General features: G+C 62.5%; 12 protein-coding genes. 3 read left to right on the top strand and 9 right to left on the bottom strand.

The window, feature by feature from the left end:
* Positions 1-9: 9 nt before the first annotated feature.
* From NHAM_RS05605 to aceA, 3 genes are all read right to left on the bottom strand, one after another.
* Positions 10-567 carry a hypothetical protein gene (locus NHAM_RS05605; protein WP_011509642.1) on the bottom strand — a complete coding sequence of 186 codons (558 nt, stop codon included), beginning with the start codon at positions 565-567 and terminating at the stop codon, positions 10-12.
* A 226-nt stretch (positions 568-793) separates the two neighbouring features.
* Positions 794-1000, bottom strand: a complete 207-nt coding sequence (locus NHAM_RS05600; RefSeq protein ID WP_011509641.1) for a DUF4170 domain-containing protein — start codon at positions 998-1000, stop codon at positions 794-796.
* Between the two features lie 12 nt (positions 1001-1012).
* On the bottom strand, positions 1013-2320 hold the full coding sequence (gene aceA / locus NHAM_RS05595) for an isocitrate lyase (protein ID WP_011509640.1): 1308 nt from the start codon (positions 2318-2320) through the stop codon (positions 1013-1015).
* A 167-nt stretch (positions 2321-2487) separates the two neighbouring features.
* Here aceA and NHAM_RS05590 point away from each other — a divergent pair, with 167 nt between their 5' ends.
* Complete coding sequence (locus NHAM_RS05590) at positions 2488-3939, top strand: helix-turn-helix domain-containing protein (protein WP_011509639.1); 1452 nt, start codon at positions 2488-2490, stop codon at positions 3937-3939.
* A gap of 176 nt (positions 3940-4115) precedes the next feature.
* On the opposite strand, the gene NHAM_RS05585 is transcribed toward NHAM_RS05590, so the two are convergent.
* From NHAM_RS05585 to soxC, 3 genes are all read right to left on the bottom strand, one after another.
* Positions 4116-5225, bottom strand: a complete 1110-nt coding sequence (locus NHAM_RS05585; RefSeq protein ID WP_011509106.1) for an IS5-like element ISNha7 family transposase — start codon at positions 5223-5225, stop codon at positions 4116-4118.
* 332 nt (positions 5226-5557) lie between these two features.
* Positions 5558-6124 (bottom strand): c-type cytochrome, encoded by a 567-nt coding sequence (locus NHAM_RS05580; RefSeq protein ID WP_011509638.1) that lies wholly within the window; start codon positions 6122-6124, stop codon positions 5558-5560.
* Entirely contained in the window at positions 6111-7388 is a 1278-nt protein-coding gene (soxC, locus tag NHAM_RS05575) for a sulfite dehydrogenase (RefSeq protein WP_011509637.1), read from the bottom strand. Before soxC ends, NHAM_RS05580 begins: the two co-directional genes overlap by 14 nt.
* A gap of 600 nt (positions 7389-7988) precedes the next feature.
* On the opposite strand from soxC, the gene NHAM_RS05570 reads away from it, so the two are divergent.
* Together NHAM_RS05570 and NHAM_RS05565 are read left to right on the top strand one after the other, a co-directional pair.
* Entirely contained in the window at positions 7989-9293 is a 1305-nt protein-coding gene (locus tag NHAM_RS05570) for a lytic murein transglycosylase (RefSeq protein WP_011509636.1), read from the top strand.
* Between the two features lie 194 nt (positions 9294-9487).
* Positions 9488-9991, top strand: a complete 504-nt coding sequence (locus tag NHAM_RS05565; protein ID WP_041357740.1) for a DUF1993 domain-containing protein — start codon at positions 9488-9490, stop codon at positions 9989-9991.
* Between the two features lie 108 nt (positions 9992-10099).
* Here NHAM_RS05565 and glpD read toward each other — a convergent pair whose 3' ends face one another.
* The 3 genes from glpD to NHAM_RS05545 form a co-directional block, all read right to left on the bottom strand.
* The gene (gene glpD / locus NHAM_RS05560; RefSeq protein WP_011509634.1) at positions 10100-11644 is read right to left on the bottom strand and encodes a glycerol-3-phosphate dehydrogenase; all 1545 of its coding nucleotides are present in this window, start codon (positions 11642-11644) and stop codon (positions 10100-10102) included.
* A gap of 197 nt (positions 11645-11841) precedes the next feature.
* Positions 11842-12078 (bottom strand): hypothetical protein, encoded by a 237-nt coding sequence (locus tag NHAM_RS28025; RefSeq protein WP_041357739.1) that lies wholly within the window; start codon positions 12076-12078, stop codon positions 11842-11844.
* A gap of 211 nt (positions 12079-12289) precedes the next feature.
* Positions 12290-12754: an acyl-CoA thioesterase gene (locus NHAM_RS05545; RefSeq protein ID WP_011509632.1), complete on the bottom strand. Its 465-nt coding sequence runs from the start codon at positions 12752-12754 to the stop codon at positions 12290-12292.
* Between the last annotated feature and the right edge of the window lie 9 nt (positions 12755-12763).

Below are 12763 nucleotides of genomic sequence, written 5' to 3'. Positions count from 1 at the left end.
TGCCGCGCGTCACGGATTCCTGAGTGCCGCGAACAGCGCAAAGCCGAACAGCACGACGACGCCGACGATGAATCCGAACGCAAACGTCCAGAGGCTGCGGCGGCGCGGCTTCTCCTTCGCCTCCGCTTGCTCCGGTAGCATCGCCACCAGCGCCCGCTCCCGCTCGATCATGCGGCGGGCGACATAATCCGTGACGGCATTGACGATCGCGGCCGCGTCATAGGATTCCGCGAGCACGATCCGGCCATGGCGGGTATCCTGCACAAAGCGGTACATGCGCTTGTCGCGGCCCATCAGAATGTGCGCCACTATGTCGATCCACAACCGCGGTGTGTCTCCCTGGCTGATACCCCGATCGAACAGGTCGATCTGATCGGGCACCTGCGCAAACAGCGGATCGAGCGCCTCGTTCAAAATCTCAAGCCGCGCCACTTCCGCATCGCGCAGATCGACGACGACACCGGTGCGATCGGCGGCCTCGATCCGCGCCTGTCGCAACGCATCGCGCAGCCGCACCGGCTTCGCGGTTTCCGCCGCTCCCGTTCCCATTCTCGGTGCGTCCGACATCGGTCGCCTTCCCCGCAGATCCGGCCGCGTTAACCTGCCGGTAACCATGTAACCTAGCAGCAACCCTGTCTCGAGAAAAGCCCTTTTAGTTCCAAAGGCTTATAATGCACCGCCCGCTCCGGACCCGGGCCGCAAATCCCTGTCCCCAAACGAACAAACGGCCCCGCCCGATCTCCCGGGCAGGGCCGTCCGTTCCTTGGACGCTTCTTGTTAATCCTGCGATGGATCAGCTCGCCATGCGGTTAGGCTCTTCCACGATGGAGAAGCGCACGCCGGCGCGGTGACGGTTTTCCTCGGACACCACCCTCCAGGCGTCCTCGGCTTCCTTCCGCGTCTTGAACGGACCCTGCACCTGCGCCGATCCTTCCACGAGCTTGTGGAAGTTCATCGAACCGAACTCACCGCCAATCACCCAGAAATTGCTGCCGGTCATGAGAGCCTCCTTTTATTCAGCCGCCTGAACCCTGATCTGTGATCCTTGCGACTTGAACTGCGCGGTCTCAGTCGAGTCGTGAAGCGCGGTGGTCGACGACTGGCCGCCGGTGATCGTGGTCGAGACCAGATCGAAGTAGCCGGTGCCGACCTCGCGCTGATGGCGCGTCGCCGAGTAGCCGAACTTCTCCGAGGCAAACTCGGCCTGCTGCAGGCGGGAATACGCCGCCATGCCTTCGGCCTTGTAGCCCCGCGCCAGTTCGAACATGCCGTGATTGAGCGAGTGAAAGCCCGCCAGCGTCACGAACTGGAACTTGTAGCCCATCGCGCCGATCTCCTTTTGGAACTTGGCGATGGTGTCCTTGTCGATGTTGGCCTCCCAATTGAAAGACGGCGAGCAATTGTAGGCCAGCATCTTGTTCGGATAGACCTTCTTCACGGCTTCGGCGAACTTGCGTGCGCCATCGAGATCCGGCTTCGAGGTCTCCCACCACAACAGATCGGCATACTTGGCGAAGGCCAAACCGCGCTTGATGCAGTGATCGAGGCCGGTGCCGGGCTTGAGGCGATAGAAGCCTTCCGCCGTGCGCTCGCCGGTGATGAACTCGTGATCGCGCTCGTCGACGTCCGAGGTGATGAGCTTGGCGCTCTCCGCATCGGTGCGCGCCAGCACGAACGTTGGTGTGCCGCAGACATCGGCGGCGAGCCGCGCCGCGATCAGGTTACGCTCATGCGCCGCGGTCGGGATCAGCACCTTGCCGCCCATATGGCCGCACTTCTTTTCCGACGCGAGTTGATCCTCGAAGTGGACGCCGGCCGCGCCCGCCTCGATATAGGCCTTCATGATCTCGAACGAGTTGAGCGGACCGCCGAATCCCGCTTCGGCGTCGGCCACGATCGGCACGAACCAGTCGATCTTGGCGCCGCCTTCGGAATGCTCGATCTGGTCGGCGCGCTGGAAGGTGCGGTTGATGCGGCGGCACAGTTCAGGACCGGCGTTGGCCGGGTAAAGGCTCTGGTCCGGATACATCGTGCCCGCGGTGTTGGCGTCGGCGGCGACCTGCCAGCCGGAGAGATAGATCGCGGGCAGACCGGCGCGCGCCTGCTGCATCGCCTGGTTGCCGGTGACGGCGCCGAGCGAATTCACATAGGGCTCCGTCTTCAGCGATTCCCAGAGCCGGTTCGCGCCCTTCTCGGCCAGCGTGTACTTGATCTCCACGGAGCCGCGCAGCCTTTCGACGTCCGCCGGGCTGTAGGGACGGCTGATCCCCTCAAAACGGCCCTTCGGGGCGGGAACGAGCTGCTCAAAGGTCTTGGACATCATTATCTCCAGTCCACATCTATGACATTGCGTCGCAACATGTGACCTTAGATAACGCCAAACCGATCAATTCGCATAGACGTATTGCTTTCAAATGATGATGTCGTGTAACACATATACATGTAATAGTTGTTATGTTGTAATTTTTGTCACAAAAGAGAGCGGACATGGCCACCAATTCAGGCAAAAAGCTCTTCGTCGGGCCGCGCTTCCGTCGCATCCGCCAGCAGCTCGGGCTGTCGCAGACCCAGATCGCGGAGGGACTCGGCATCTCGCCGAGCTACGTCAACCTGATCGAGCGCAACCAGCGGCCGGTCACCGCGCAGATCCTTCTTCGCCTCGCGGAGACCTATGACCTCGACCTGCGCGACCTCGCCACCGCCGACGAGGACCGCTTCTTCGCCGAGTTGAACGAGGTCTTTTCCGATCCGTTGTTTCGCCAGATCGACGTGCCGAAGCAGGAGCTGCGCGATCTCGCCGAACTCTGCCCAGCCGTGACCCATGCGCTGCAGCGCCTCTATGCCGCCTACACCGAGGCGCGGCGCGGCGAGACGCTGGCGGCCGCGCAGTTCGCCGACCGCGACGAGGGCACCGGCGCGCGCTTCGAGGCCAATCCGATCGAACGCGCCCGTGACCTGATCGAGGCCAATCGCAATTATTTTCCCGAACTGGAGCAGGCGGCGGAAACCCTGCGCGACGAGATCAGTGTTCCCGCGCAGGACCTGTTCGCAGCCTTGAGTGCGCGGTTGCGGGAAAAGCATTCGATTCAGACCCGCATCATGCCGGTGGATGTGATGCGCGAGACGCTGCGCCGCTTCGACCGTCACCGCCGCCAGCTTCTGATCTCCGAACTGGTGGACGGCCCCGGCCGCGCCTTCCAGCTTGCGTTCCAGATCGGACTCGCCGAATGCACGCCCGGCTTCGAGGCGATCATCGCACGCGCCGGCGCGCTCGACGACACCTCGCGTCAACTCTACCGCATCACGCTCGCGAACTATTTCGCCGGCTGCGTACTGATGCCCTACCAGACCTTCCATGCCGCAGCGGAATCGCTCGGCTACGACATCCACGTGCTGGCGCAGCGTTTCAACACCGGCTTCGAGCAGGTATGTCACCGCCTGACTACGCTGCAGCGGCCGAACGCGCGCGGCGTGCCGTTCTTCATGCTGCGCGTCGACAACGCCGGCAACGTCTCCAAGCGGTTTTCATCCGGCACGTTCCCGTTCTCGAAGTTCGGCGGCACCTGCCCGTTGTGGAACGTACACTCGACTTTCGACACGCCGGATCGCCTGTTGAAGCAGGTGATCGAGCTGCCCGACGGCAGCCGCTACTTTTCGATTGCGCAGATGGTGCGCCGCCCCGTCGCGCCGCATCCGCAGGCGCAGCCGCGCTTCGCCATCGGCTTGGGCTGCGAAATCCGCCACGCGGCCAAACTCGTTTATGCGACGGGCATGGACCTTGCGACTGCGGAGGGCACGCCGATCGGCGTCAACTGCCGGCTGTGCGAGCGCGAGAACTGCGCCCAGCGCGCCGAGCCGCCGATCACGCGCACGCTGATCCTCGACGAGAACACCCGCCGCATGACGAGCTTTGCGTTTTCGAATGCGAGAGAGGTGTGAGAGGGAAGTGACGGGGCGGACGCCAACCGTTGGCTGCTGGTCGCCAGCACCAAGCGCTAGCAGGCTGTTGAAGAAGTTTCCCACGGAGACGGATATGGAATGGAGTCAGCGTGATCTGCGGGCGGCGCCACCATCAGGGTCCTGATCGAGCATCTTGACGGTGCACGACTTGTGTTTCACGCGGCGGCTGCCAGGAGTTTGGGCAAGCGGATCAGGTTGTAGGCCGCCAGCGCCAGGGTGAAGGTGGCGTTGACGCGGTCGCGGCCTCGCAGCTTGATCTTGGCAAGTCCGGCGGAGGCCTTGATCCAGCCGAACACCTCCTCGATGCGCTTGCGACAGCGTTGGCTGACGGCATATCCGGCATGACGGAGAGTCCTCTGGTCGATCGCGGTCTTGCGCGGCTTTCCGGTCTTGCTCAAATGCCCGTCGATGGCGATGTGCGGCGTGACCGAACGCCGTCTTAAGTCCTCGACGAATGCGGTGACGTCATAGGCCTTGTCGGCGCCCAGCGTGATCCGCCGCTCGCTTTGGCCGCGGTGGCAGTCGATCAGCGCCAACGCCTGATCCCGCTCCGCCGTTCCGGTCGCCCGGCTCACGCCACCCAGCACCGCCAGTCCGTTGCGGTTCTCCATCAGGGCATGGCCGATGTAGCAAAGCTTCGCCGGCTGGCCGCCGCCCTTCTTATAGAGCCGTGCCTCGGGATCGGTCGTGCTCTGATGCGTCTCGTTGCAGCGCTTCTCGTTGTGGAAACTGCGCTCGGCGTTGCGTCCCGGTCCATCACTGTCCTGGTCACCGCCGTCCTTGCGCCGGAAGCTCTTGATCGATGCCCACGCCTCGATCAGCGTGCCGTCGACCGAAAAATGCTCGCTTGATAACAGCCGCTTGACCTGGTGCTGCCCCATCAGCGCGTTCAAGAACTTCGCGGCGATCTCACCTTCAAGCAATCGGTCGCGGTTCTTCGAGAAGGTCGAGTGGTCCCACACCGGGTCGTCCACGCCCAAGCCCACGAACCAGCGCAACAGCAGGTCGAACTCCAGCCGCTCCATCAACTGCCGTTCCGAGCGGATCCCGTAGAATGCCTGCAGCAGCATTGCCCGAAGCAGCTTCTCCGGTGCGATCGAGGGACGGCCGAACGCCGTGTAGAGCTTGTCAAAGTCCCTCGACAGATCATTCAACGCCGCGTTCGCGATCTGTCGGATCGTTCGCAGCGGATGGTCGGAGCGAATCCGAGCCTCCAAGTCCACATAGCTGAACAGCGAGCCTGACCGTTCGTCGCTTCCCCGCATCGCTCCCCCCTCGACGCATCCGCATCAAGAGAATCATGCCCAGAACCGCTGCGCCAGAGACTTCTTCAACAGCCTGCTAGGGAGTTTCGAGCGAAGCATGTCTCGAGTTTGACCCGAGGATGAGCGCCGTTTCGCGTGAGAAAAAGTGTCAAATCAAAATCACAGAGCCTCGCTTCTGATTCCATCAGAAGCGGAAGACGAACGCCAGCCTGCTCCGCTTGCAGCACGGAGCAAGTCTATTTCTCTGGCGCACGCCGGCCGGCCACTGCCGTTACGGTGGCCGTTTGGTGTTGGAGTGAGAGAACCTTTTTATCTGGCACCGATGCGTGAATTCATCTGTAGAGTTGAGGCTCGGGCCGTGCGTCAGGAATAAAGCCGTCCGCGTTGGGCATCGCCACCTTTGGCAAGGTCTTCGCATCCATGGTCTCAGTCGGTTTAATGATCTTGGCTTGCGAAAGGATGTAGGCGACCACCGCATAAACCTCGTCGTCCGTGAGCGAACCGGGCGCGCTGAACGGCATCGCCCGCTTGACATAATCGAACAAGGTCGTTGCGTATGGCCAGTAACTCTCCACCGTCTTGACCGGAGTCTTGCTGGCAAGCGAACCCCGGCCGCCGAGCAGACGATCACCGCCTATGCCCTTCGCCGGATTGCCTTGCATTTTGTCGCCGTGGCAGGCCGCACAACTGTTGGCAAAAACCTCCGCGCCCGCTTTTGCCGTACCGCTCCCCGGGGGGAGTCCTTGGCCTGAAGGCGGAATTGAGAAGTATTTGGCCACCTCATCCGCCGTTGCAGCCTGGCCGACACCGAAGTGATCGATGACAGATTGAGCGCTTGCGCCACCGGAGAACAGGAAGATGCCGATCATGAAGGCGAAATATTTCTTATGCATGGACATTGGTCACATCTCCCGCCTCGCTGACGGCCCAGCTCTGAATCGCATTGAGGTGATAGATCGAACCAAATGGCCCGTTATCACCGCGGATTGCGATGAGCTGCTTGAGGGTGGGCTGGACATAACCGGTCTCGTCGGTACAGCGGCTCTGCAGAACCGCGGTCTTTCCATCCCACATCCACGGGAAACTGAATCGCACCGTGCACATGGGCTCGGCCAGCGATTCCAGTCGCGCCGGATACCAGGTCTTTCCTGAATCGACCGAGACATCGACAGACTGGATTCGCCCGCGCCCGGTCCATGCAAGGCCCGTGATGTCGTAGAAACCCGGGCCCGGCAGTTTCATGTCTCCCGATGGAAACGTGATGACCGACTTGGCGTCCATGTCCAGGCTGAATATGCGCGCCTTACCATTGCCGAGAAGATCGGTGTACTTCGAGGTCTCCTCGCGCGTCATGAACGGCTTGTCGCTGACCTGCAGCCTGCGAAGCCATTTGATGTGGGTATTTCCCTCATAACCGGGAAGAAGAAGCCGCAAGGGATAGCCCTGTTCGGGACGTAGCGCTTCACCGTTTTGTCCGTAAACGATGAGGGCGTCCTTCAGCATTTTCTCCATGGGAATGCTGCGCGTCATGACGGCGGCATCGGCGCCTTCGGCCAGCACCCATGCCGCATCAACCTTCAATCCGGTCTCGCGCGCGAACGTCGCGAACTGAACGCCGGTCCATTCGGATGTGCTGAGCAGTCCGTGCGTTCCCTGCACGGTCTTCATGGTCGGCTTGTTCCACTCCGTCAGACCGTTGCCGGAACACTCGATGAAATGCTTGCGAGTCACGGAAGGCAGCCGCTTGATATCGGCCATTGAGAACGTCATCGGCTGATCCACCATACCGTGGATCAACAGGTTATGCTTCGCCGGGTCGATCGTGGGGATACCGCCGTGATGACGTTCGAAGTGGAGCCCCGATGGCGTGATATTGCCGAGGCTTTTATCGAGCGGAGTCAGACTCCAGGAAGTGTTCTCGTTGGGCGTCGGATAACGCATGCGAACTTCGGTCTCGAATTGAGACCTCGTTCCATAGCTTCCATCGGCGACGGGCCGTCCCTGTTCTTTGGTCGGGTCGGCCGGGACATCGTAAAGGACCGCCCCGGGCGGAGCCTTCGGCGTTTCGGCACGAGCGATCCTGGATGCGCCCGCTACTCCGACGATTGAGCCTGCTGCAAACAAAAAGCCGCGTCGGCTCGATATCGCGCGACGCGGGAACATCCCTTCTTTACATTCGCAATCTTCTTGCAGCCGCTGCGCGATATGGCGCTGTTCGGCCGAAACCATCTGCTCGAACATCCGGCGAGCCTGATCGTCATAAACGACCTTTTCATTGCTATTCAAGTTGCTCTCCCTCAAGAGATTCCACTATCAATTGAGAACCGCACTACGCCTAGTGAAGCCTCAACTCGATGCTCAACTCGAAGTTCCCGTGGCAAAAACACGCACGGCAGAGTAGCCTGCCGGTCAGTATGCTTGTAAAATAACAAGCCGGTGATGCCGGGCTTGGATGTCGGTGAGGTCGAGGACCTGCTCGGCCCGGATTCGCACGGCGATGAAGGCCAAAATCAAATACGGCCTGCCGGCGGATTCACGGCGCAGTGCTTGTCGCGTTCACGTGCCCACAGATGCGCAACTGCGTATCGGTGAATGACGAAAAAGCGCGTACGTCAATTCGTGCAAATTCCATCATTGCCGGGCTTGACCCGACAATCCATCCAAACAAGAGTTGCGTCGATTCTTTTTCGGATAGGTAGCCGGACTATCTTCGCGAAGACGCGCTTCGCGCTTTTGTCCGGCCATGACGCACCGGGATTCACAATGCTCCTTCGATTTTCTCCGTTCGCCATTGTCCCCGTGTTGCTCGCCACCCTCGCTTTCGCCTCCCCCGCGCTCGCCCAGCGCGGCGCGTCGTGCCACAACGGCATGAGCTTTCCGCAATTTCTGCGCGGTCTCGAACAGGACGCGCAAAAAGCCGGCGTGTCGCAGCGCGCGATCAGCGCGGCCGCGCCTTACATGGTCTACGATCAGGGCATCGTGAACCGCGATCGCGGCCAGCGCGTGTTCGGGCAACTGTTCACGCAGTTCGCCGGCCGCATGGCCTCGGAAGCGCGGCGGGTGCGCGGGCAGAAGCTCATCAAGCAGCACGCGCAGGCGTTTGCACGCGCCGAGAAGCAATACGGCGTGCCGGCGGCGGTGATCACCGCGTTCTGGGCGCTGGAGAGCGACTTCGGCGCGGTGCAGGGCAAGCTGTCGACGCTGCGCTCGCTGGTGTCGCTGGCCTATGACTGCCGCCGCGCCGAGATGTTCCACGACGAGACCATTGCCGCGCTGAAGATCGTCGACCGCGGCGATCTCACACCGTCTGAAATGATCGGCTCGTGGGCCGGCGAACTCGGCCAGACGCAATTCCTGCCGCGGCATTACTACGACTACGCCGTGGACTACGATGGCGACGGCCGCCGCGATCTGATCCACAGCGCCGCCGACGTGATCGGCTCGACCGCGAACTACATCGCGACGGGGTTGAAATGGAAACGCGGCGAACCGTGGCTGCAGGAGGTGCGGGTATCGCCGAACGCGCCTTCACATTTTCCCTGGGATCAGGCCGATCTCACCAGCAAACATCCGCGCAGCCAGTGGGCGGCGTGGGGCGTCGCTTTCGCCGACGGCAAACCGCTGCCGCACGACCAGCTTCCGGCCTCGCTGCTGCTGCCGATGGGACGCAACGGCCCGGCGTTTCTGGCTTACGACAATTTCGGCGCGTACACAGAGTGGAACAACTCGCTGATCTATTCCACCACCGCCGCCTATCTCGCCACGCGCATCGCAGGCGCTGCGCCGATGCGAAAGCCGTCAGCGCAGGTGGCGCAACTCACCTTCGCGCAGATCAAGCAATTGCAGCAGTTGCTGGTCAAGGCGGGCTACGACGTCGGCAAGGTCGACGGCGTGCTCGGCCAGCAGACCCGCAGCGCAGTCAAGGCGATGCAGGTCAAGTACGGCCAGCCTGCGGATTCCTGGCCGACCGCCGAATTGCTGGCGCGTATGCGTGGTCACGCCGCACCCCCGGCAGGGCCGGCTGAGGCGACGGCGGAGCCGCCGCGTCCGGTTCGGCCGCATCGTTAAGCGTAGCGGTCATTCGGGCGCAGCGTCAGCGGCGATCCCGACCGCGAAGCGATCGACAAAAATTCCGCCATGGCTGGATTTATTCCGGCCATGGCGGAGGTTGCGGCATGCGGCGCGGCTCCCCATGTGCAGATGGCGGCGCGCTGTGCTGTATCTCGTCTTCACCCCGCATCATCGAACAAAAAGAGCATCCCATGTCATTTTACGATTCCGCCGCGCCGGCCTTCCTGCAAACGCTCGGTGCCCTCTCCGACATTCTCAGCAAAGCCGAAGCCCATGCCGTCGCGCGGAAAATCGCGCCCGAAACGCTGCTGACCGCGCGGCTCTATCCGGACATGCTACCGCTGACGCGCCAGATCCAGATCGCCTGCGATTTCGCCGTGAAGACCTGCGCGCGGCTGAGCGGTTCGGAGGTGCCGAGCACGCCGGATACGGAAAAAACCTTTGACGAGTTGCAGCAGCGCCTCGCCAAGGCGACGGATTACGTGAAGGATGCCGCGCCGGCTAAATTCGAAGGCGCGGAAAATCGCGATGTGACCTTCCCCGCAGGCCCGGACAAGACGATGACGCTGAAGGGTCAGCAGTATCTCAGCCATTTTGCCTTGCCGAATTTCTACTTCCACGCGACAACCGCATACGACATCCTGCGCCACAACGGCCTCGAGATCGGCAAGCGAGACTTCATGGGCGTGAAATAAGAGTCGCCCGGCGGCTATACCGACTATCCGGCACTCCACGGCAAAACGCAGGCGGCGGAGTAGCCGCAACACCCTCGACCACGCGCGTGACCAAGTCGAGGGCGACGGTCATGATCGCGCTCCTGCTTCCTGCTGGGGACGCTTGGCTTGCGTCCGCTGCGCGGCGAACCAGTCGTCGAGCGCGGCGATCTCCGCCGCGGACATCCGCAAGCCCAGCTTGGAGCGCCGCCAGACGATGTCGTCCGCAGTGCAGGCCCATTCGTCGGAGATTAAATAGCGGACCTCGCGCTCGGTCAGTGTGCCGCCGAATCCCCGACCGAGATCGGCCATGGATTTCGCCGCGCCCAGCACCTTGGCCGCGCGGGTGCCATAGGCGTGCGCGAGACGGTTCGCGTGCGCCGGCGCGAGGTAAGGATAGTCGCGCATCAACGCCGCCGTCAGCGCCGCGACCGCCGGCACGGCCATGTCGCCGCCCGGCAGCGGCGCCTTCGCGGTCCAGCCCTCGCGCGCTTTGGTGCCCTTCAGATAGGCCGACAGCTTTTCCAGCGCTTCTTCTGCGAGCCGGCGATGGGTCGTGATCTTGCCACCGTAGACCGAGAGCAGCGGCGTGCCGCCGGGCGTATCGAGTTCGAAGACATATTCGCGGGTCGCGGCCTTGGCCTCGCTGGCGCCGTCGTCGTAGAGCGGCCGCACGCCGGCATAGGTCCAGACCACGTCCTGCGGCTTCACCGGCTTCGCCAGATACTCGCTGACGGACGCGCAGAGATAGGCGATCTCCTCGTCCGAGGCCTTCACCCTGGCGGGATCGCCGTCGTAATCGCGATCGGTGGTGCCGATCAGGGTGAAATCGTCCTGATACGGAATCGCGAACACGATCCGGCCGTCGCTGTTCTGGAAGATGTAGGCGCGGTCGTGGTCGTAAAGCTTTCCGACCACGATGTGCGAACCCTGCACCAGCCGCACTCTTGCGCGAGTGTTGACGCCGGCGCCGAGCCCCAGCACCCGTTCGACCCACGGGCCGCCCGCGTTGACCAGCACCCGCGCCGCGATGGTGCTGCGTTCTCCGCTCAGCGTGTCCTCGACCGTGAGGTGCCAGAGGCCGCCGGTCTGACGGGTCTCGACCGCGCGCGTCCGGGTCCGGATATCCGCGCCGCGATCGGCCGCATCGCGGGCGGTGAGGACGACGAGGCGGGCGTCGTCGACGAAGCAGTCCGAATATTCGAAACCCTTGCGGTAGCGGCCGGGGACCAGCGGCTTGCCGACCTCGTCGCGCTTAAGGTCGAGCGAGCGCGTCGGCGGCAGCAGCTTGCGCCCGCCGATGTGATCGTAAAGGAACAGGCCGAGCCGCAGCAGCCATGTCGGCCGCAAGCCCGCGTGATGCGGCAGCACGAAGCGCAGCGGGCGGATGATGTGGGGCGCGATCCGCCAGAGGATTTCGCGCTCGATCAGCGCCTCGCGAACCAGATGGAATTCATAATATTCGAGATAGCGCAGCCCGCCATGTACGAGCTTGGTCGACAGCGACGAGGTGCCGCTGGCGAGATCGTTCATTTCGCACAGGAAGACCGAATTGCCGCGACCCGCCGCGTCGCGCGCGATCCCGCACCCGTTAATGCCGCCGCCGATGATAGCGAGGTCGAAAACCTGACCCACGGACGCCCCTTACGTTTTTTAATGCAAAATACCGGTGTCAAAACACCATACGACGCTGCCGAACGCGCGGGCGATGTTCAGGATATCGGATTGACGCTGGGCAAGCCCGGACACTGCAGCCCCTCAAGACCTACGGAAGTCCCATGGTGCTGATGTCGGGTGAAGCGGTCAACGCGTTATTTGCGCGCCGGGCAACGTCAAAATCGAAATTTTGGTAACGCCCGACGGAGCGATTTCACGAAATCGGGACACGCGGATTTTTGCGACAACGCGCGCTTCTTCGCGGCACGCTCCGCTTCACGGGCACTGCGGAACAGCTTGCCGTCCAGGGAGCTAAACCGCCGAGAGGCCGAAAAGAACCGGAACCCGGCGCGATCGCGCACCACAATGCCGGCGGATTCCGAACCGACTTCGATGATATAGGTATTCGACATGTCCCACTCGCATTTTTCCGGCCGGGAGGCCGCGCAAATAACGGGCATCGGGAAGAAACGTTCCCTGTCGTACCATCAGGATATGGACATGGTTCTCGCGTACGCAACTAGAATCCGTCGAGGTTTGATGACCCGTCGGATTGCTGGATTCCGAATCGCCTTGCCGTGCAAGCCATCCGGAATGACCTGACTGCGAGAAGTGGGATGCCGACTACGCCGGAACCGGCCGGTCGGCCTGCGGGACTTGCCGCTGCGGGACTTCCCGCGGGTTGCCCTGATCGTCGATCGCGACATAGGTGAACTTGCCGTCGGTGACGAGGATGAACTGCATCTCCTTGCGGCGCATCACCCAGGCTTCCAGATGCACCGTAATCGAGGTCTTGCCGATGCGGACCAGCGTGGCATGCACGGAGACGAGATCGCCGACAAACACCGGCTTGCGGAAATTCATGGCGTCGATCGCGACCGTCACGGTGCGCGACTTCGCGAGCTTGGACGCGAAGATGCCGCCGCCGATGTCCATCTGGCTGAGCAGCCAGCCGCCGAAAATGTCGCCGTTCTGGTTGGTGTCCGCGGGCATCGCCAGCGTGCGCGTGCAGAGTTCACCGAGCGGCGCGGTCTCAGTGATCGCCGGGGCGTGGACGGCCGTTGCGTCGGTCATAGGAGCGTCAGTCATGGGGCGTCC

It is taken from the genome of Nitrobacter hamburgensis X14 (assembly GCF_000013885.1).
In the GTDB taxonomy this organism is placed as follows: domain Bacteria; phylum Pseudomonadota; class Alphaproteobacteria; order Rhizobiales; family Xanthobacteraceae; genus Nitrobacter; species Nitrobacter hamburgensis.
The sequence above is the reverse complement of the archived record's forward strand: the minus strand, read 5'-3'. Positions and strand labels throughout refer to the sequence as shown.

Coding starts and splice junctions, on each gene's coding strand:
- aceA (WP_011509640.1), bottom strand. CDS start 2,320: ATGTCCAAGACCTTTGAGCAGCTCGTTCCCGCCCCGAAGGGCCGTTTT.
- NHAM_RS05590 (WP_011509639.1), top strand. CDS start 2,488: ATGGCCACCAATTCAGGCAAAAAGCTCTTCGTCGGGCCGCGCTTCCGT.
- NHAM_RS05570 (WP_011509636.1), top strand. CDS start 7,989: ATGCTCCTTCGATTTTCTCCGTTCGCCATTGTCCCCGTGTTGCTCGCC.
- NHAM_RS05605 (WP_011509642.1), bottom strand. CDS start 567: ATGTCGGACGCACCGAGAATGGGAACGGGAGCGGCGGAAACCGCGAAG.
- NHAM_RS05600 (WP_011509641.1), bottom strand. CDS start 1,000: ATGACCGGCAGCAATTTCTGGGTGATTGGCGGTGAGTTCGGTTCGATG.
- NHAM_RS05580 (WP_011509638.1), bottom strand. CDS start 6,124: ATGTCCATGCATAAGAAATATTTCGCCTTCATGATCGGCATCTTCCTG.
- NHAM_RS05545 (WP_011509632.1), bottom strand. CDS start 12,754: ATGACTGACGCTCCTATGACCGACGCAACGGCCGTCCACGCCCCGGCG.
- NHAM_RS05585 (WP_011509106.1), bottom strand. CDS start 5,225: ATGCGGGGAAGCGACGAACGGTCAGGCTCGCTGTTCAGCTATGTGGAC.
- soxC (WP_011509637.1), bottom strand. CDS start 7,388: ATGTTCCCGCGTCGCGCGATATCGAGCCGACGCGGCTTTTTGTTTGCA.
- NHAM_RS05565 (WP_041357740.1), top strand. CDS start 9,488: ATGTCATTTTACGATTCCGCCGCGCCGGCCTTCCTGCAAACGCTCGGT.
- NHAM_RS28025 (WP_041357739.1), bottom strand. CDS start 12,078: ATGTCGAATACCTATATCATCGAAGTCGGTTCGGAATCCGCCGGCATT.